Genomic DNA, 19,652 nt, shown 5'->3' on the forward strand with positions numbered 1-19,652 from the left:
GCCGCCCAGTAGCGCGGGAGGTGAAGATGTTAGGAAGATGCGGAAATTGCTATCGAACGTGCCGGGACTTTCATCGGCGGCCCTGCCCCGGTGCGGCGGCGTCGCGGCAGGGCCGGGGTGGGCGAGGTCCGATAACAAAAAATGCACGATCCCGGGCGCCGCCCGTGCAGGTTTTTCCGGTTTTGCTCTCGGCCTGCCTCTGCGCTTATACTCTGCAACAACAGTGCAGTGACATGCAGCATGCCATGCTGTACATTGCCTGCCCTGGCGGCCGGGCGTGCCCGGTCCCGTGCATTTGTCACCGCCGGCGACACGACTTCATCATTCATGCGAGCGTGCATTATTTATGCGAGCGTTTTATACCAAGGCACTGTTACGGCTGGTCCTGCTGCTCGGCGCGAGCATCCTGCTCGGGTACCTGTGCGTAGCCAGGAGCTATCACCGCGAACCGCTGTTCGGGCAGGAGGATTTCGGCTGGCAGCTGCACAATTGGCATAACAGCAGCGATGGCACGACCAGACTGGATGCGAAAGTCGAGACTGGGCGCCTGATCATGGAGTTCTCGCTGTCGGGCAGCAACTCCTTCCCGAATGCGTCCACCGCCCTGTTCTTCACCGACCGCCAGGGCAAGCCGAAGATGCGCGACTGGACCGGCTTCGACAAGCTCAGTTTCGAGGCGCGCTGCTTCCCGGCTAATACGATCCGCATCGCCCTGCCCTCGTTCGACGACAAGCTTTCCAAGCCGGGCGATATGCTGACCTACCGCACGCCCGCCGCCTTCGTGGACTGCGACCCGGACGGAGCCCGTATCGAGCTCGACCTGGCCCGGCTGGCGGTTCCCCAGTGGTGGATCGACATGCACAAGCTCAAGCCGTCGGACATGGGCTATTCGCTGGCCAAGGTGGCGCAGATCGAATTCGGCACCAGCACGCGCAGCCAGGCCGGCACGCCATCGCGCGTGGAAATCGCGGCCATCGAGCTGCATGACCGCGAATACGGCTACCTGTACTTCCTGGGCGCCTTCCTGGCCGTGGCATGGGGCGGCTTCGGGTTCTGGTTCTTCAGGCAGTACGCCGCGGCGCTGGCGAGCGACCTGCGCGCGCGCATGCAGAAGGACCTGCCGCTGGTGGCTTACCAGCAGCTGGCCATCGAGCCGCACCGCGAGAAGGAAAAGTCGGCGCTGTTGAAGCTGCTGGCGACCCGCTACGCCGATTCGGAGCTGGACCTGGAAACGGTGGTGTCGCAGACCGGCATCAACCGCAACAAGGTCAACGAAATCCTGAAGGCGGAAATGGGCTACACCTTCACCGGCTACCTGAACAAGCTGCGCCTGACCGAGGCGGCCCGCCTGCTGGTGGAAAACGGCAGCGCCAGCATCGCCGAGATCGCCTACTCGGTCGGCTACAAGAATTCCTCCTACTTCAACAAGCTCTTCAAGGAAGAGTACCAGTGCACACCCAAGGCCTTCCGCGAAGTGTGCAAGAAGGAAGCGCAGGCGCCCGCCGCCTGAGGGCGCGCCGCGCGGTAGCAAAATCTGCCTTCTTGCTGCAAATTCCCGCACGGTTGCATGACTCGGGCCCGCAGCGATAACGGGCGCGGCGCCTGACCGGTAAGCTGCTGTCTCGCTGCAACCACGTCGACGGTCGCGAGCGGCCTGGGCGCCGCGGGGGACGCGGCCGTCCGTGGCTCCTCCGGTGCCCGTCTCGCTTCGGGTACTTTCGGGACCACCTGCGGCGCCGGCCCGGCCGGCACGCAAGGTGGTCCGTCTTTTTGATCTGAAGGAACGGATGAAACGACGAACCCTGCTGCGGCACGCGCTGGCCGCCCTGCCCGCCGGCATGCTTGCCGCAAGGGCCGCCCGTGCCGGGCACGCCGCCGCGCCCGGCCCGAACGCGGCCGGCCCCTTCTCGCCCGACTGGCAGTCGCTCGCGCAGTACCGGGCGCCCGACTGGTTCCGCAACGCCAAGTTCGGCATCTGGGCCCACTGGGGGCCCCAGTGCGAACCGGAGTTCGGCGACTGGTACGCGCGCCTAATGTATTTCCAGGAGACCGACACCTACCGCCACCATGTGGCGACCTACGGCCACCCGTCGAAGGTGGGCTTCAAGGACATCATCCGTCGCTGGAAGGCCGCGCGCTGGAATCCCGACGAGCTGGTGGCGCTGTACAAGCGCTGCGGCGCGCGCTACTTCATGGCGATGGCGAACCATCACGACAACTTCGACCTGTACGACAGCCGCCACCAGCCGCAGTGGAACAGCGTCAGGATGGGACCGCGCAAGGACATCGTGGGCGGCTGGCGCAGGGCGGCCCAAGCCGCCGGCCTGCCGTTCGGCGTGAGCGTGCACGCGGCGCATGCCTGGACGTGGCTCGAGGCATCACGCAACGCGGACCGCGACGGCCCCCTGATGGGCGTGCAGTATGATGGAAAGCTCAAGCGCACGCAGGGCCGCGGCACGTGGTGGGACGGCCTCGACCCGCAGGCGCTGTACGAACAGGACCACCCGCGCAGCACGGATGCCGGCAAGCTGAAGGCCATCTGGAACCAGTGGAACTGGAACAATGGCGCCTCGATCCCGTCGGCGGCCTACTGCGACAAGTTCTACCGGCGCACGATCGACCTGCTCGACCGCTACGAGCCGGACATGGTGTATTTCGACGATACCGTGCTGCCGCTCTGGCCGGTCAGCGACGTGGGACTGAAGATCGCCGCGCACATGTACAACCGCAGCGTCGCGCGGCATGGCCGCGTCGAAGCGGTCATCAACGGCAAGATCCTCGACGAGGAGCAGCGCAAGTGCCTGGTGTGGGACGTCGAGCGCGGCCAGAGCGGCCGCATCGAACCGTACCCGTGGCAGACCTGCACATGCCTGGGCGACTGGCACTACGATCGCCGCATCTACCAGCGCAAGGGCTACAAGAGCGCGACGACCGTCATCCAGACGCTGGCCGACGTGGTGAGCAAGAACGGCAACCTGCTGCTGAGCGTGCCCGTGCGCGCCGACGGCACCATCGACGAGCTGGAACGGGCCATCGTGGAAGAGATCGGCCGCTGGCTGGCCGTCAACGGCGAGGCGATCTACGACTCCCGCCCGTGGGCCGTGTTCGGCGAGGGCCCCTCGGTCGAAGGCGCCGCGCCGCTCGAAGGGCCGGGCTTCAACGAGGGCAAGAACAAGCCCTATACCGGCAGCGACCTGCGCTTCACGACACGCGCGGGCCATGTGTATGCATTCGTGATGGCCAGGCCGGATGCGGACAGGATCCGCATCGGCAGCATGGGCAGCAGCGCTTCCCATCTCGCCAGGCCCGTCACGAAGGTGGAAATCCTTGGCCATGGCGATGCGCCATCGTTCGTGCAGGCGGCGGACGCATTGACGGTGGGGTTGCCGGCTCGGGCGCTGGAAGCCGGCAGCCCGCTGGTCCTCAAGATCGCCTGACCAGCCGGCGGAAGTGCCGCGCTGGCACTCAGCCGGACGCGCCGATCGCCGCCAGCGTATTGGCGGTGAGGCGCCCACTGCGGGGCGCGGCCGACAGCCCAGCCTCGACCGCGATGTCGCCGGAATGCAGCAGGTTGCTGCGGTAGAAAACGGCGCGGTTAAACCTGGCGGCGACGCTCCCCGTGCGTTCGAACAGCGCCGTGTCGCCGCGGATGTAGGCGAAGGTGCGTAATCCCTGCCGCCTTGCTTCCTCCATGACCTCCTGTTTCAGGCATGGCGCATAGTCGGCGAGACGCTGCGCGTCCATGCTCTCGAAACCGGTACTTCGATGGCGGTAGAACGAGGTGCCACCGAACTTTTCATCGCACAGGTAATGCACGCTGGCGATCCGCTTGCGCTCGACGCTGTCGAAATGCGGCACGCTCTGGATCGGCCGCAGTGCTTCCTGCGGCGTCGTGGCCAGCGACAGCACGCTCGACAGCGGCGTAATCGGCGCATCGCCGGCGACGCCGAAGGTGGCGAGCAAGAGCTCGCGCAGGTGCGCATACACCGCGCTCGCATACGCCAGGTCCAGCGGCTTGCGGATGCCCGGATAAAAATCCCCCTCCTGTCGCTGGAACGCCGCGCCGGTTTCCGCCCAGAGAAGGATCGCTTCAGGGTCCAGCAACAGGCCGTCGACGATGAGCACGGGCTCCCGGTCCTGGCCAACGTGGAGCACCTGGTGAGCGGGGGATGGGTGGAGCGCAAACAGTCGGGTCAGGGCCGCGTCCATCGATTACGCCTCCCGCGCCAGGCGCTTGTTGCGCCGGTCGATCATCGCGTAGATGTGGCCGAGCGACGCCAGCATCGTGTAGATCGGGCCGAGCAAACCCTGCGCGTGCAGCGTGGCGACCGCGTCCCCATCGAGTTGTGCCAGGCGGGCTTCGTCGATCGTGTACAAGCCCTGCACCTGCGTCGTGTCGCCGTTCCCGAACGTGATTTCCAGCTGCATGGGCACCAGCAGCTCGAGGTGGACGAGCGTGTCGATGAATTGCCGGGTCGGCGCTTCGCCATCGAGCAGTTCGGCCAGCCGCCCCTTGGCTTCCTCGAGATACGCCGTTTCCTGGCCGTCGGCATCGAAGATCCGCTCGCCGTCGTCGCCGATGCCGGCGTGCCCGGTGTCGATGCACACGACGAAGTGCTCGCCTTCCCCGGCCTTCCCGAGGAAGAACGGCTGCCGCGCGACCTGAAGCGGCACGTAGATCGCGTCCCATCGTCCTTCATCCACGAACAGGTTTTCGCCGTCGTGAAAGCCGAACAGCGCGACGCAGGCGAAGCGGCCCGTGTCCTTGTCCTTCGTAAACGCGATCGGGTATTGGACGACAAGCTTGAGGAACTCGCTCACCACCACGGGCACCATGTTCAGGCCGGCACCGGCCGCCTCCGCCCGCGCGCCGTTCACGCGAACCTGCCGATGCGCCTTGTTGTCCAGTGCAACCAGATGTGCCATGCCTGTCTCCTTTGTTCTTGTGTGGGGCGCTTAGACCGTCGGCAAGCCGTACGCGTGGATTTTCGCGATCAGGTCGCGGTGAGCCGGCAGCATTTTCAGCGCCTTCCTGACGGCCGCGCCGTTCTGCGCCAGCAGTTCCTGCGCGGCGCGCTGCTCGCCGGCCGACGGCCGAAGAAATTCCGGGTCGGTCCTGAAGCCCATGCCGTACAGCACGTACTGGTAGCTGGCGGCCGGGAACACCTCGTTATTGCTGGTGAAGTCGCAGTTGCCGGGCGGGCGGTAGCGCCACAGGCGCATCAGGTCCTGAAGGCTGTCGGGAATGGTTTCCGGCGCCCGGTTATCGGTCCAGAATGCGTTGTCGGTGCGCTTGCTGAGGATGTAGTGCAGCTTCAGGAAGTCGATGATCCGCTCCCAGCGGTACAAGAAGGTGTCGTTGAAGCGGCGGGCGACGATGTCCACGATGTCCCGGCTGGCCGGCAACTGCTCGGCGATCATGTCGGCCGACAGTTCCACCAGCACCAGGGCGGATGCTTCCAGCGGTTCCAGGAAGCCGGCGGCCAGCCCCACCGCCACGCAATTGTTTTTCCAGAACAGCTGGCGATGGCCGGAACGGATCGGAATGCGGCGCGTGGCGAACGTCTTGCCCGCCGGCCCGATGTACTTGCGCAGCGCGGCTTCCGCCTCGTCGTCGCTCGTGTGCCGGCTGGAATAGACATAGCCGATGCCGCGCCGGGTCACCAGGCCGATATCCCAGATCCAGCCGGCCGCCTGGCCGGTCGAGATGGTGTGCGTGGCGATCGGCGCGTCCGGCCGATCGTATGGCACCTGGGCGGCAATGGCCCTGTCGATGAACAGCACATCGCTGCGGTCGACGAAAGGCACGTCCAGGTGCCTGCCCAGCAGGAGCGACGAAAAACCCGTGCAGTCGATGAAGAGGTCGCCCGCAATCTCGCCCTGCTGCGCGGTGACGATCGCCGCGATATCGCCGTTCGGCGCGCTCTTCACTGCGGTGACGTCGGCCAGGACGTGCGTCACCCCGAGCTTTGCCGTGCAATGGCGCGTCAGGAAGCCGACGAACTTGCCGGCATCGAGGTGGTAGGCGTAGTTGGCCACCGACGCGTATTCGGGCGTCGTGATCATCTTCGGCGCCAGTCCGTGCTCGCAGACCTGCTCCTGCAGGCATACGGTGTCGGAAAACGAGCGGCCGGCGCAGGCCGTCTGCCAGTAAGGCACCAGGTCGAGCTGGCCGAAGCCTTGCGGCAGCATCAGCGGGTGGTAGTAGGAATCGTCCGCGCTGCCGTCGACCCAGCGCGCGAATTTGGCGCCCTGCTTGAACGTCGCGTCGCATTCGCGCATGAAGTCCGTTTCCGAAATCCCCATTTTCATCAGCGTGCTGCGCATCGTGGGCCAGGTCCCCTCGCCCACGCCGATCGGGCCGATGGAGGGCGATTCGACCAGCGTGACGGTGACGCCGCTGTCCGGCCGCGCATGCTTCGCCGCGATGCGCCCCGCCGTGATCCAGCCGGCCGCGCCGCCGCCGACGATGACGATGTGTTTGATATGCTGGTTCATGTCTGCCTCTGATTGAAGCGGTTGCAAGCGAGGGGCGCCGGCGCGAAGTCGGCGTCCCTCCCCTCACGTCAGAACTTCGCGATCAGTCCGAGCGCGAAACGCCGGCCGCTGTCTTCCGCCAGCAGGAACTGATTGGTGTAGCGGCCGTATTTCTTGACCACCGCTTCGTTCAGGTTGGTTGCCTCGAACACCAGCGACAGGTTCTTCGACAGCTCGTAGCTGCCGCTCAGGTCCCACTGGCCGTAGGCCGCCACCTGTGTCACGCCGTCGCCGTTCTGCTGGGTGAGCGATTGCAGGAACTTGTCGCGCCAGTTGTAGGCCACGCGCAGCTGGACCGGCCCGCGTTCGTAGAAGCCGACGACATTGGCCGAATCGCTGATGCCGGTCACCGCGAACTTCTGGTTGATGTCGGCCGGGTTCAGGTCGGAGTCGCTGCGCACGATCGTACCGTTGACGATGAAGCCGAAGCCGTTGTCGAACGTGTGCTGCACGGCCAGCTCGAAGCCGTGCACCACCGCCGACGGCCCATTGCTCGGCCGGGTCAGGGTGAACACGGCCGGGCTGTCGGCCGGATCGGGCGCGAGCCTGTCGGTGCCCGTGCTGGGGTCGGTCAGCACGCCGGTGCTCGTGTTGAATTGCCGGGTCGTGTTGCTGGACACGATGAAATTGCTCACGTCCTTCCAGAAGAAGCCGCCCGACAGGTAGCTGGCCGGCTTGTAGTACCACTCCAGCGACAGGTCGAGGTTGTTCGCCTCGAAGGGTTTCAGCGTGGGATCGCCGGAGCTGGCGGTCAGCGTGCCGGGGCGCGTCGTGACGATATTGGTGGCAGGCGACAGGTCGTCCAGGCGCGGCCGCGTCAGCGACCGGTAGGCGGCCACGCGCGCCACCAGCGTGTCCGTTAGTTCGATGTTCGCGTTCAGGTTCGGCAGCACCGAGTAGTACGAATTGCTGACGTTGATGGCCGACTTGGCGCCATACACGGCACTGAGCTCCGTGGCATCGAGCACGTTCAGCCGCTCGATATTGCCCTGGGTGCCCGAGACCTTGATGTCCGTGTGTTCCACCCGCGCGCCGGCCGTCATCTGCACGGGCCTGCCGGCCAGCGTGCCGCCGAACGCCAGTTCCAGGTAGGCCGAAGTGGTTTTCTCTTCGACCGCATAGGAGTTGTCGCGCACTACCGCGTCGAAGTTTTTCCCGCTCTGCTGCTCGACGAAGGCGAACTGCTTCTCGCCGTCATGGCGCAGCCACGACGTCGGCGTGCGGCCGCTGCCGCTGACGCCACTCAGGAAGTCGCTGCCCGCGTTGAACACGCTGAGCGTCCCGGCGGGGATAGCCGGGGAGTCCGGATAGCCGCAGTACGTGCAGTGGATGCCGACGCCTTCGTTGTCCCAGCGGGTCAGTGCCTTGGTCTCCTGCGAGCGCTGCAGGCCGAAGCGGGCCGAGACGAGGCCTTCGCTGCTGCCCTCCTTCCACACGCCGTCGACCTTGTACTGCCGGATCGCGTCGTCGACGGCCCAGCCGCGCCGCAGCATCACGTGCGGCCGCGCGTTGGCCGGATCGAGGTAATTCGAGACGGCGTGGGTGATCGGCCGTCCCTGCGCATCGTATTCGTACACTAGCCCCGTCGCCGGCTCGGCGAATTCGCTCACCCAGGGCAGCGTGGCCGAATCGGACTGGAAGCGCGCGCGGTTCTTGTAGCCGATCAGCGACAGCTGGTCGCCACCGCCGTTGTTGGGCTCGCGCTTCGCATCGGATTTCCACGCATCGAAGACAAAATTGAGCTTGTTCGAAATCTTCCAGTCCGCTTGCAGGCCGAACGACTTGGTGCTGGTGAGCCGGTCGAACTTTTTCGCATGGAAGTCCGTCGCCAGCCCCAGTTCCTGGTACAGGTCCGTGATCGTGCCGTTGCCATCGGTGCGGGCACGCTGCACGTTCGGCGCGGTGAACCAGTGGCCGTAGGACGTGGCATCGGTCTTGATGTCGAAGTCGGAATACAGCGCGTCGGCCGTCAGCGTGAGGGCACTCGATGGCCGGTATTGCAGCACCAGGTTGGCATTGGTGCGGGTGCGTTCCTCGAACGTGACCTTGGTGTCGTAGTTACGGGGCGAAAACACGGCGCCCGCGAAGCCGGCGCCGCCGTTCAATTCGGCCGTGGGGATACCCGCATTGGTCAGCCAGCCATCCGTTTGCGCCTGGTTCAGGCGCGTCCTGGCCTTCTTGCGCGACACCGCCAGCAAGGCGCCGAATTTGCCCTGCGCAAAGGTATCGCTGACCAGCAGCGAATATTCGGGCGTCGTCTCGCTGCTATTGTCGTCGTGCAGCGCCTTGACCGTACCGGCTACCCTGAAGCCGCCGAGGCTCAGCGGCCTGGCCGTGGTGATGTTGATGGTCGAGCCGATGCCGCCGGACTGCTGGGTCGCCGTTCCCGTCTTGAAGACGTTGATGCTGTTGACCAGGTCGGCCGAGACGGTATCGAAGTTGAAGGCGCGGTTCTCGTTCTCCGAGGCGACCTGGCGGCCGTTGACCAGCACGGTGTTGAAGTCCGGCCCGAAGCCGCGCACGGTGACCTGCCTGCCCTCGCCGCCGGAGCGGTCGATCGATACACCGGTGATGCGCTGCAGCGATTCGGCCAGGTTCTGGTCGGGGAACTTGCCGATGTCTTCGGCCGAAATGGCGTCGACGATGCCGTTGCCTTCGCGCTTCGTGTCGAGCGAGTTGATCAGGCTGCGCCGGATGCCCTTGACGACCACCGTAGTGCTGCCTGCGTTGCTTGCGCCCTCGGCGGTCCCAGGGGGCGCGGCCTCCTGGGCCGCGCTGTTGTGCGCCGCCGCCAGCATTGCCGTCAACGCCAGGACGGCATTGGAAACGTTTCTATTTTTTCTCATGTCGCTCCTCTACTCCTTGTTGATTTTTATGTCAGGGGGGAAGACTCTCGCGCCGTGGGTGGCGCGAGCAGAGCAGGCCGGCAGGGACAGGAAGGTGACACGCGCGCCACATGCCGGTGAAGAGCGATGGTATGTCAATACTGCAAGCTTATGGAACGGGAATTCGGGGGATGATGTAGTTTTGGTACAGCAGATTCCTTTTCCAGCGAAGTTGTGATAAATGCCACCACAACTCCTCCGTGGGGTACCCATTGTCTGAGCATGAGGTCGGAGTACAACTTGCAAGTCGCCGTCTCACCTGCCAGCCGCCGGCGATGCAGGAGACGCACGCATCCCGAGATGCCTCGCTAACACCTGCTTAGTTTTACTACACTGTTGGGTGAGGCTCAAGCTCGCGCTCGCCGATTCGACGGAGCGCGGCATGGATGGATTATTGCCCGATCGGGTAGTCCGGCCGGCGCATGCGGAACAACTGCTCGGGAGTGATCTCGAAGTAGTCAGCCGGCCCTCCTCCGCGCAGGATCGGCCGTGCACCGGCGGTGTCGTAGATGCCATCCTTGAGCAGGTGCCGCGCGATGTGCACGCCCACCACCTCGCCCAGCACCAGCCAGTTGCCGGTCGCGGCGCCGCTAGTCGATTGCAGGGCGATAATCTGCGTCGTACGGCATTCGAATGCCACCGGTGACTCGGCCACGCGCGGTGTGTCGATGACGCTCGAGGGTGCCGGCGTCAGGCCAGCCAGCATGAATTCGTCGATCTCTGGCGGCGCGGGCGCGCAGCTCAGGTTCATCGCCTCGGCCAATGGGCGCGTCGCCAGGTTCCACACGAACTCCCCGCTTGCCTCGATATTGCGCAGCGTGTCCTTGCGGCCCTGGCTGGAGAACCCGATGATGGGCGGCACGTAGTTAAAGGCATTGAAGAAGCTGTACGGTGCCAGGTTGAGCACGCCGTCTGCGCCGCGTGTCGAGATCCAGCCGATGGGGCGCGGACCGATGATGGCATTGAAAGGATCGTGCGGCAGGCCATGGCCGCGCGTGGGTTCGTAAAAATGGTAGTCGTCGTTCACATGTTCTCCGGTAAAAGGGCTGCCGCCGCGTCGGGCCGCCAGCTTGACTGGAATGATAGCGGCAGGTGGGCAGGGCGCTCGCCCGCATGTACGCCGGTCACTACCGGTCATTCACCTCACGCACATCGCGCTGATCGGGTTCGGCCCATCGGCTGTAATCACGGCCAGGCGGTATGGTAGCTTGAGATAATCTTTTTCATTGCTTCCTGCAAGCAGGCCTTGATAAAGGAACTCCAAGGGTTTGCAAGGATCGATGGTGAGGGTCTGGTCGTTACTGGAACGGATCAGTTCACCGTGGGAAACGCCTTCAGACCAGGCTTGGCCACGGTATGTCACGTTGTCGGCGCTGGCGAATACGTTCATCTTGTCGCCGGTCAGGGGCGTCCATTCCCCGTCCAGCGCCCTGCTCTTCCAGGCTCGAAAATAACGCCCTTTCGGGCCCATTGCCTCGATGAGGGTGATGTAGGCATCCGCGCCGGCCACTTTGTAGGTATTGCTGGCCTCGAACATGTCGTCACGCTTGTCGGCTTTCATGACCAGGACCGGATCGGAGAAGCCGTGTGGGAAGTCGGCAATGGCGGTCTCGGACCGGAAAAACTTTCCCTGGTCGTCCGTGAAGAACAGGTAGCACTTCTTCTCGTCACAGATATTCCAGAAATCGAGCCATTCCGCGTGTCCGGTTCGCTGCCTGACGATTGCCGGGGCGGTGTTGAAAAATGGCTTGGGTACGCTCCATGAGCTCGGATCGCCCAGTGTCCGCGTGGTCGAATACAAGGGATCTCCACCCTGGTACACCAGGTACCACAATTGCTGCGGGGCGAAGTAGTAGACCTGTGGTGCGGCACGATAGCCGGGCCCCATCGCCGATCGTTCCAGCGGAAAGACGGGCGACGTGCCGGCATCGGCCCAGTTCTTGAAACTGGTGTAGGCGACACCCCAGCCCTTTTCCCCGGCGGTCGTCATGAACACATGGTACCTGCCATCGACACGGACGATGGACGGGTCCTTCAATCCGTACAGGCCGGCTTGATCCGCACCCGGAGCGATCAAGGGCGCACTGGACATCCATTTGAACGAGGCCGCTCTCTCCGGTACTGCCTTGTCCGCCGCGCCCGCACCCGCGGAGAAGAGCAGGAACGGGAGCACGGTCATTATCCGGAATCGGCCAGTCGATTTCATCGTGGCGCGGGAAGGACGGTGCCGGCGGTCGGGCGGGGTCGGAAGTGCGGGCGCCGCGGTGCCGCCGCACCCGACGGACAATCTGGTTTCCAGGGGCGCGCCTGGCGTGGACAACAGCTTCATGGTCTTCTCTGGAGTCGTGGAAAACGCTCAGGCTAGAAGAACTGGCGGACCGGCTGATAGCTCGCCTGTGGAAGTTGTTCACAAACTGCAAATAGTTGAACAATTCGTGCCTTTATTCGCGCTGGCCTGGACGGGGCAGTCGCTGCAGGAGGGCCGGTCGGCGTCCGAGGCGCCGATGCTGATGGCCTTGTCGATGCTGGTCGTGTTCCTGGTCCTCGCGGCGCTGTACGAGAGCTGGTCGATTCCGGGGGCCGTCATGCTGGTCGTTCTGCTCGGCCTGCTGGGCGCGGTCGCGGCGGTGCTGGTACGGGGCTTGCCGAACGATGTCTTATTCAAGGTGGGCATGACCATGTCGGGACAACTGAAGGACGGATGACATGCGCGATAATGATCAGTCACGAAGGCGTGCGGCCTGCGAAGTGATCGGAATCGGCATCATACAGGCGTTCGCGCCATGCATCGCCTACAGCAAATCCGCGAGCATGGCCGCCATCACCAGGCCGATGCCGACGAAGTTCGCGGTGTTCTCGCGGTGGTCCTTGCGCGTACCTGGGTGCCAGAACCACACGAGCTGCATCAGCAGGTGACCTGCGCACAGCACGACGATGGCGGGCAGGCGAACTTCGCGCGGCACGAAACCGGCCATGACCGCGGCCAACGGTCCGACGGCCAGCAGGAGAGACAACCCCAGGCGGATCGCATAGCGGCCGATGCTGCCGTGAGACGAAGAAGAAATGGTTGCGCGCGTGGTCATACGAAATCCAGGGAATAAACGGTGGTGAAGTTGCCAGTCCAGATCAGGGCGCGACCTGCCACCAGCACAGGGGCACTCGATGATCCTGACAAAAGACATCGAACAGGGAGTGAGTGCATGCCTATGAGTAACTAGCATTGCCTCACATACTGGCGCATGCTACTTGAAAGCAACTTCCATGCAATGAGGCAAAATGTCCCAGTTGGCTGCCATGCAAGATGACACTTCCCGGTGCGGCTGGCGCGGGGGGACGCTTCCCCGGTGAGTGCGCGTCAGACGCGGCGGAAACGGGGCGCGTTCGATGCGCGCAATATAACGGTCTGCGCAAGGTCCATGCCGACCCCACGCAGGCCTGCTCGGTCACATCTTTTTATGCGAGGCGTGCTATCAGTTCGCGATGCTCGGGCCAACGCTGTTCGAGCAGCCCCTCGTCGGCAATCTCGAATTCTTCAAACTCGAAACCCGGTGCAACCGTACACCCCACCAGACTGTGGCCCTCGGGCTCCGCGCATTCAGCAGCGAACCAGTGGCCGGCCGGTACCAGCGCCTGGAAATTCGCGCCCTCATGCTGCAACGGATTACCCAACAGGACAATGTCGAGCCCTCCATCCGGCTCCAGCACGTAGATGCGGATCGCCACGCCTGCGTAGAAATGCCACATCTCGTCCGATCGAATCCGGTGCCATGTCGACCGCTCCCTTCCGCGCAGGAGGTAATAGATCGCAGTCGAGGCGGAGCGGGTGATCCCGCTCCCCTCCCTGGTCACGCGGTTCTGGCTTCGGTAAGTTTCCCTGAAATGGCCGCCTTCCGGATGAGGTATCAGCGACAAGAGGGAGATGAGATCTTCCGGTTCAGTTTGGAGCGTCATGGATGTCTGGCAGGTCAGTAGGCTATGGTTCCGGTGGCTACGGGTCGGTGTTCCATATGCCCAGCCACCACTATTGCGAGGTAGGCGCCGGCCAGGGTGTCCCGGTAGCGTGCCTCTTCACTGAGACAGTATCCTCAAACCCGACGACTCGCCGCAATTTTTTGGACGGGAAGCACTACATCGAACGCGAGCGGCTTCTCGTTGCCAGTCGGCGACGGGCCTTGGACGGGGCGCTGTCAACCGGGGCGTGGCACGCAGACCTCAGCGTGCGGTCGCTTCCGCGGACACTGCGGCGTCAGCGGCCTTGCGCATCAGGCCTTGTTGCGCGTGTTTCGAGCGGACCGTCTCCATGCTGCGCGCCAGTTGCGGCGCCATCTCCGCCGGCGCCTTTGCCTTGATCCACGCTTCCAGCTGGTCCGGCGGCGCGGCACGCCAGAACAGTTCCGGAGCCTCCTGGACAAGGAACGTCAGTCCGAAAGGCTCGTAAGGTTCCAGCAGCGCATCGACGTTCTTCGTGAAGAGATCCCACGCCAGTTCCGGGTGCTCCTCCACCAGCCTTGCCAGCAGCGGCAGGCGCGCCGTGCCGGCCTGCTTTGGAATCTCGTCCGATACGATAATGGCGCCCACCTTGGCTGCCAGTGCCGGATCGCGCACCAGCGTCAGCGCCTGGTAGAAGCGCCGTAATTCCGTCTCGTTCACCGCGCTCTTCGCGATCGCATGCAACTGCTCGAACTCGGCGGGCGTGGCAACTGCCGCGACGATCGACAGCACCATGACCTGGTCGTCCGGACCAATGGCCCCGCGGTCCGCGAGGAAGGCGGCAAAGCGCCTGCGCGCTTCGGCGATCGTCGCGTCATCGCCCCATAGGCCAGACTGGCCGAGCACCGTGCGCCGCAGCTTCTGGATGCCGGGCGTGTCGTCCGGGCGGGCATCCCAGCCGAGCTGCTGCACCAACGGCTTGACGAGGTTGCGGGCGTATGCCTTGAACGCGGCATGGCCCGGCGCGCCACGCTGGTAAGCCTCGATCGTACCCAGCACACCGGTAACCTGGTCCCAGGAGCGCTGGTTATGTATGCTTCCCATGGCGGAAGCCAACGCCAGATAGCTTTCCAGTGGAGCCGCGCCAGCCTGCGCCAGTGCCCACTGGTCGTCCAGCATGGCGATACGGTCACCGTCCGTCAGGGTGGCGAAGTGGCGAGTGTTCAGCGCCAGCGTCGCCGGGTCGTAGGCCGCGCGGAAGTAGCCGATGGCGTCCGCATTGACAGTGAGCGTCTCCCCGCAACTCCCCGCTTCGATCTGCTGCTTCGCCCCGGTCAGAAGCACCGGCTTCGCCACGCCGCTGCCGCTGCGCACCTGCAGCGGCACCTGCCAGCTGCCCTTGCCGGTACCGAGGCCTTGCAGCAGGAAGCGCTGCTGCGTCATTGCAACGGTGCGCTTGCCGTCCGCGTCGCAGCTCGCCGTCACCGACACGAGCGGGAAGCCCGGCTGCGTCGTCCACGAGGTGGCGAGGGCGCTGATCTTGCCGCCCGTGCGACCTTTCTTGCTGACGGCGTCCAATGCCTTCCACAGGTCGCCTCCAAGCGTATTCGAGTAAGCATGCTTCTTCATGTAGTTGCGGATGCCCAGGCGGAAAGAGTCCGGCCCCATGTAGTGCTCCAGCATGCGCAGCACCGACTGTCCCTTGTTATAGACAATGGCCGGGTCGAATGAGCTCATTGCATCGAGCTCGCTGACCACGTGCTTGAGGATCGGTTGCACGCTGGCCCGCGCATCCGCGGCCATCGCTTTTTCCTTGCTTTCGTCCTGCTGTTCCCACCACTTCCAGTCGGGATTGCGCAGGTCGGTCTCGCGCGCGGCCATCCAGGACGCGAAGCTTTCGTTCAGCCAGATTTCGTCCCACCATCCCATCGTCACGAGGTCGCCGAACCACTGATGCGCCATCTCGTGCGCCTGGATCGAGAAGACCTTTTGGCGGGCGGCCAGCGTACTGGACGGCGTAACGAGCAGTACCTGGTCGTTGTAGGTGATCGCGCCCCAGTTTTCCATGCCGCCGCTGAAACCGCCCGGCACCGCGATCGATGTCAGCTTTGGGAGCGGATACTTCACGCCGAAGTAATCGTTGTAATCGTCAAGGATCTGCTGCGCTGTCTCGAGCGCCACCCTGCCGCCCTCCTCCTGGCCCTTGACTGCGACCACGTTGAAGTGCGTGCCGTTATGTTCGGCGCTGATTTCCCCGAGGTTTCCACCAGTGAATTCGAGCAGGTAGGTCGGCATTTTGGGCGTCGGCTCGAAACTGGTGGTGGCCAGTTCGCCAGCGACCGTGCGCGAGGCTTGCGGCATGTTCGAGTACACCGCCCAACTGGCGGGGGTCGTTACCGTCAGCGTGAACACGGCGCGAAAGGCCGGTTCATCCCAGCATGGGAACATGCGGCGCGCATCGGTCGCCTGGAACATCGTGCTGAGCAATTCTCCGTCGATTCCGTCGGGTGTCTTGTACGGCTGGGCGAACAGGCCCACCGGCTTGGTTTCGATCTTGCCGGTGTAATCGAACGTGAGGGTGTGGCGCCCTCGCAGCGCCGGCGCGTTCAGCGTAACGGTGGTGAGCTGCTTCTCGTCGCTGGATTCCACCGACTTCACGGGCTTGCCGTCGAAGAGGACATTGGTCAGCTTCTGGTTCAGCGAATTGAACTGGATGGTAGCGGTGGGCGAAGTGATGGCGAGCACGATTTTTTCGCGGCCGGACAGGGTTCGCGCTGCGGCATTCGGGGTGAGCTGGATGTCGTACCGGATCGGCACGACGTTCTTCGGCAGCCGGCCAGGCGCGCTGGCGAATTCAAATACGGCTGGCGCGGTCGATTGTGCCAGGGTTGGTTGCGATATAGATGCCATGGATAGGGCCACGGCCAAGCTCAACAGACTGATGCGCATTACGCGCTCCTCGGTGAAAGCGCCAATGCTAAGTCCATCCTGTTATATGTGGATCGCTAAAAAGAGTGATCGCGACGCACCGAAATCGAACGCTCCCGTGGCTTATCGCCGCTCTTTCCAGGTGACACCCGGTCGAATCTTCGGCAGAAAAGTCTTTCGCACTGGAGACGGTAAAGCGACCGGGATTAAAATGGATGAGTTAGCAATCGCATTGTTCCCAACGTTTCGCAGCATGGTCCCTACTATTTTCTGCCGCAAGGTCTGGTGGCTTTTCCTTACGCTGCTCTTTTTTTCGCCAATGACAAAAGCCAGTGCGCACCTTCTGACGGAGTATGCGCATACGGCGTGGCATGGACAGCGAGGCGCGCCGGCCGATGTCGTGCAGTTTGCGCAGACTCCCGACGGATGGCTATGGGTCAGCTCGCCCCACGGCCTGTTTCGCTTCGACGGTCTTGATTTCGAACGAACGGATAAAGTGTGGGGCCATCCCCTGCACTCGACCAATACGTTGGCACTGCTGGTCACGCGTGACGGCCGGTTATGGGTCGGCGGGCGCTTTGGTGGAATCAGTGTGTTCTCCGCAAACGAGGCGCGCGAGTTCGACCAGTCTGACGGCCTGCCTGCTGGGGCAGTGATGACCATGACGGAGGGGCCGGACGGCAGTGTCTGGGTCGCGACCAGCAGTGGCCTCGGGCACCTGCCAAAAGGTGCCTCGCGCTTTCGCCGCATTGGCGCGGCCGAGGGATTGCCGGTGACGCGTACGCGCCAGATCCTCTATGGCCGGGATGGGCGCCAGTGGGTCTCGGTCGAGGGCGGAATGTACTACCGGAACCCAGGATCGTCACACTACCGGCGGGCATGGCCCTACATCGACCTGATGGCAATGGCCGAAGCTCCGGATGGGACAATCTGGGGATCGGACGGGATCGACAAGCACTACCGCGTGCTGACCGGCCCACCACCGGGCAATCCGCAGCCGCGCGCCGAATTGGGGGGTAACGGCGCGATGTTCGACCGCGAAGGCAATATGTGGATTCTGAAAGTCGACGCGTTGGAGCGGCGCAAGGCGCCTTACGCCGGCCTGGAGTCGGGGGCACAGCAACTGACACGTGTAAACGGCCTGAGCGGTCCTCTGATCCAGACCATTTTCGAGGACCGGGAAGGCAATATCTGGGTGGGCACTTCAGCTGGCCTCGACCGCCTGCGGCGCACCCGGCTGCGATCGGTATCCGTCGCCCAGGCGTTCGACCGCCCGGGGATCGTCGCGGATGATCGCGGAGGTATTCTTATCGGAGACAACCGCCAGCCGCTGCGTCGCTACGATGCGAACGGAGTACGCGAAACGCTGGGCCCCATGGAATTGAGCGCGGCATACCGGGCACCCGATGGCAAGCTCTGGCTGGCCAACAACCAGGCGCGCTGGTATCGGACCTTGTCGGGGGCGTCGGTACGGTTCCCGCATCCAAAACATGTGGCGGGTTACGACACTCAGGCAATGGTGAACGATCGCCAGGGGCGGATGTGGGTATCGATGTCACTTGTCGGCCTGTTCCGTGTCGAGGGCGATGTGTGGACCAGGAACGGCGGCCTGAGCGGCCTGCCGGATGGCCTTGCCCTGGCGTTGGTGGCCGATCCGGCAGGCCGCATCTGGGCCGCTTACCTGCGCAACCGGATTGCCATGATCGATGGCGACAGGGTTCAGGTCTTCGATGCGAAGGCTGGATTGGCGCTCGGGAATGTACTAGCCCTGCTGGTCGACGGAACGCGGATCTGGGCGGGCGGCCAACACGGCCTGGCGTGGTACGACGGGCAAAGGTGGCATGCCGTGACGCCGGCTGGCGACCAGCCGTTGCGTGGCATCTCGGGTATTGTACGCACGCCCGGGGGCGACCTGTGGCTGCATGGCTCCGATGGCATCAGCCGCATCGCTGCGGAAGACCTCGAGCGGCTGTTTCGTTCCCCCGCCTGGCCATTGCCGTACGAGCGATTCGACGCCCTCGATGGGCTGGTAGGCAGCGCCGAGCAGTTGCGGCCATTGCCTTCCCTGGCGCGAAGCAGCGACGGCCGGCTGTGGTTTGCGACCGCCAGTGAAGTCGCCACCCTCGACCCTGCCCGCATCCCTCGCAACGGCCTTGCCCCACCGGTACAGCTGCTGTCGGTTCGTTCCGGAGACGTCGCGTATCCGGTGGAAGATGGTATGCGCCTGCCCATCGGCCGGCGTGACCTGCAGATCCGTTATACGGCATTGAGCCTCGCCATTCCCGAGCGGGTACGCTTCCGCTACAAGCTGGAAGGAGTCGATGAAAGCTGGCGTGATGCCGGCTCGCGGCGCGAGGCGATCTATACGCATCTCCCGCCCGGCAACTACCGCTTCCACGTCACGGCTGCGAACGAAGATGGCGTATGGAACGAAGGAGGCGCAACGCTGGATCTCGTCCTGCCGCCGGCTTTCGTGGAAACCGCCTGGTTCCGCGTGCTGATGGTGCTGCTGGGTCTGGTGCTGCTGGCGGCACTGTACCTGTTGCGTGTACGCAGGCTGACCGCCAGGATGGTGGACTTGATGCATACGAGGCTGGCGGAGCGCGAGCGCATCGCACGGGGCCTGCATGACACCTTGCTGCAAAGCGTGCAGGGGCTGATCATGCTGTTCGACCAGCAGGTCCGCAAGCTGCCCATCGGCTCGGAGGAGCGAGGCAAGCTCGAACAGACGCTGGACCTGGCCGATGCCTTGATGCGCGAAGGACGCGACTGCATCACCGACTTGCGCGCCGCCAGCGAACCGGCCGAACTGGGCGATTCGCTGGCGCAGTACGGCCAGGTACTGATGCCGGAGCAATTTGCATCGCGGATCCATGGCAAGCCCCGGGCAGTAGCCCCCAGGGTCCGCACCGAGCTGTCGGCCATCGTACGCGAAGCGCTGTTCAACGCTTCGCGCCATGCCGGCGCAAACCGGGTCGAGCTCATCGTCGATTACCGGTCGGACAGGCTGGTCGTGGTGGTGCGCGACGATGGGTGCGGCATGCCACCCGCCATACAGGAGGCGGGCGGACGGCCCGGGCACTTCGGCATCGCCGGCATGCGGGAGCGCGCGGCGGCGATCGGCGCCGCGTGCAGCATCGAATCCCTGCCCGGAGAGGGCACGACGGTTCATCTGGACATCGAAGGCGAAATGGCTTATCCGGGGCGTCGCTCGGCAACCCTGTTTCGCCGTTTGCGCGCACGGGGGCGCGCACCAGCCTCGACGGCATAGGCGGCGGCCGCTCGAAAGAGTGAGCGGCAATGCGCTCGGGGTGACGAATACGGCGGGAAACTCCACCGGTAAGCTGTGCTGGTCTGAAAACGATGTCAGCC

At 64.2% G+C, this 19,652-nt stretch carries 12 protein-coding genes and 1 pseudogene; 4 read left to right on the forward strand and 9 right to left on the reverse strand.

The annotated features are described in order from the left end of the window. The first annotated feature begins 346 nt into the window (after positions 1 to 346). Together V6Z91_RS26340 and V6Z91_RS26345 are read left to right on the forward strand one after the other, a co-directional pair. On the forward strand, positions 347 to 1,510 hold the full coding sequence (locus V6Z91_RS26340; RefSeq protein ID WP_338763274.1) for a helix-turn-helix transcriptional regulator: 1,164 nt from the start codon (positions 347 to 349) through the stop codon (positions 1,508 to 1,510). A 277-nt stretch (positions 1,511 to 1,787) separates the two neighbouring features. Further along, complete coding sequence (locus tag V6Z91_RS26345; protein ID WP_338763276.1) at positions 1,788 to 3,437, forward strand: alpha-L-fucosidase; 1,650 nt, start codon at positions 1,788 to 1,790, stop codon at positions 3,435 to 3,437. A gap of 28 nt (positions 3,438 to 3,465) precedes the next feature. Here V6Z91_RS26345 and V6Z91_RS26350 read toward each other — a convergent pair whose 3' ends face one another. The 6 genes from V6Z91_RS26350 to V6Z91_RS26375 form a co-directional block, all read right to left on the reverse strand. Next, positions 3,466 to 4,209, reverse strand: coding sequence for a DUF6445 family protein (locus V6Z91_RS26350; RefSeq protein WP_338763278.1), 744 nt, complete (start codon positions 4,207 to 4,209; stop codon positions 3,466 to 3,468). A 3-nt stretch (positions 4,210 to 4,212) separates the two neighbouring features. Then, complete coding sequence (locus V6Z91_RS26355) at positions 4,213 to 4,926, reverse strand: SapC family protein (RefSeq protein WP_338763280.1); 714 nt, start codon at positions 4,924 to 4,926, stop codon at positions 4,213 to 4,215. Between the two features lie 30 nt (positions 4,927 to 4,956). Next, positions 4,957 to 6,498, reverse strand: coding sequence for a tryptophan halogenase family protein (locus V6Z91_RS26360; RefSeq protein ID WP_338763283.1), 1,542 nt, complete (start codon positions 6,496 to 6,498; stop codon positions 4,957 to 4,959). A 68-nt stretch (positions 6,499 to 6,566) separates the two neighbouring features. Then, positions 6,567 to 9,383, reverse strand: coding sequence for a TonB-dependent receptor (locus V6Z91_RS26365; protein ID WP_338763285.1), 2,817 nt, complete (start codon positions 9,381 to 9,383; stop codon positions 6,567 to 6,569). A 430-nt stretch (positions 9,384 to 9,813) separates the two neighbouring features. Next, positions 9,814 to 10,449 (reverse strand): flavin reductase family protein, encoded by a 636-nt coding sequence (locus V6Z91_RS26370; RefSeq protein ID WP_338763288.1) that lies wholly within the window; start codon positions 10,447 to 10,449, stop codon positions 9,814 to 9,816. A 111-nt stretch (positions 10,450 to 10,560) separates the two neighbouring features. Then, the gene (locus tag V6Z91_RS26375; protein WP_338763291.1) at positions 10,561 to 11,751 is read right to left on the reverse strand and encodes a non-reducing end alpha-L-arabinofuranosidase family hydrolase; all 1,191 of its coding nucleotides are present in this window, start codon (positions 11,749 to 11,751) and stop codon (positions 10,561 to 10,563) included. Here V6Z91_RS26375 and V6Z91_RS26380 point away from each other — a divergent pair. Then, positions 11,750 to 12,097 (forward strand): annotated as a pseudogene (locus tag V6Z91_RS26380) (efflux RND transporter permease subunit); the annotation flags it as partial. The gene V6Z91_RS26375 and the pseudogene V6Z91_RS26380 sit on opposite strands and share 2 nt — an antisense overlap. 117 nt (positions 12,098 to 12,214) lie before the next feature. Here the strand turns inward: V6Z91_RS26380 and V6Z91_RS26385 are convergent. The 3 genes from V6Z91_RS26385 to V6Z91_RS26395 form a co-directional block, all read right to left on the reverse strand. Continuing rightward, positions 12,215 to 12,505 (reverse strand): cytochrome o ubiquinol oxidase subunit IV, encoded by a 291-nt coding sequence (locus tag V6Z91_RS26385; RefSeq protein ID WP_338763294.1) that lies wholly within the window; start codon positions 12,503 to 12,505, stop codon positions 12,215 to 12,217. Between the two features lie 370 nt (positions 12,506 to 12,875). After that, positions 12,876 to 13,373: a cupin domain-containing protein gene (locus V6Z91_RS26390; RefSeq protein ID WP_338763297.1), complete on the reverse strand. Its 498-nt coding sequence runs from the start codon at positions 13,371 to 13,373 to the stop codon at positions 12,876 to 12,878. 261 nt (positions 13,374 to 13,634) lie between these two features. Further along, positions 13,635 to 16,151, reverse strand: coding sequence for a M1 family aminopeptidase (locus V6Z91_RS26395; RefSeq protein WP_338772055.1), 2,517 nt, complete (start codon positions 16,149 to 16,151; stop codon positions 13,635 to 13,637). On the opposite strand from V6Z91_RS26395, the gene V6Z91_RS26400 reads away from it, so the two are divergent. Beyond that, positions 16,033 to 19,551: a two-component regulator propeller domain-containing protein gene (locus V6Z91_RS26400; protein ID WP_338763300.1), complete on the forward strand. Its 3,519-nt coding sequence runs from the start codon at positions 16,033 to 16,035 to the stop codon at positions 19,549 to 19,551. The genes V6Z91_RS26395 and V6Z91_RS26400 overlap by 119 nt on opposite strands. Positions 19,552 to 19,652 lie beyond the last annotated feature (101 nt).

The organism is Massilia sp. METH4 (assembly GCF_037094685.1).
Classification (GTDB): Bacteria; Pseudomonadota; Gammaproteobacteria; order Burkholderiales; family Burkholderiaceae_D; genus Rugamonas.

Excerpts from the sequence above, each read along its gene's own strand:
- V6Z91_RS26375 (WP_338763291.1), bottom strand. The coding sequence starts at position 11,751 with ATGAAGCTGTTGTCCACGCCAGGCGCGCCCCTGGAAACCAGATTGTCC.
- V6Z91_RS26350 (WP_338763278.1), bottom strand. The coding sequence starts at position 4,209 with ATGGACGCGGCCCTGACCCGACTGTTTGCGCTCCACCCATCCCCCGCT.
- V6Z91_RS26385 (WP_338763294.1), bottom strand. The coding sequence starts at position 12,505 with ATGACCACGCGCGCAACCATTTCTTCTTCGTCTCACGGCAGCATCGGC.
- V6Z91_RS26355 (WP_338763280.1), bottom strand. The coding sequence starts at position 4,926 with ATGGCACATCTGGTTGCACTGGACAACAAGGCGCATCGGCAGGTTCGC.
- V6Z91_RS26345 (WP_338763276.1), top strand. The coding sequence starts at position 1,788 with ATGAAACGACGAACCCTGCTGCGGCACGCGCTGGCCGCCCTGCCCGCC.
- V6Z91_RS26360 (WP_338763283.1), bottom strand. The coding sequence starts at position 6,498 with ATGAACCAGCATATCAAACACATCGTCATCGTCGGCGGCGGCGCGGCC.
- V6Z91_RS26390 (WP_338763297.1), bottom strand. The coding sequence starts at position 13,373 with ATGACGCTCCAAACTGAACCGGAAGATCTCATCTCCCTCTTGTCGCTG.
- V6Z91_RS26340 (WP_338763274.1), top strand. The coding sequence starts at position 347 with ATGCGAGCGTTTTATACCAAGGCACTGTTACGGCTGGTCCTGCTGCTC.
- V6Z91_RS26365 (WP_338763285.1), bottom strand. The coding sequence starts at position 9,383 with ATGAGAAAAAATAGAAACGTTTCCAATGCCGTCCTGGCGTTGACGGCA.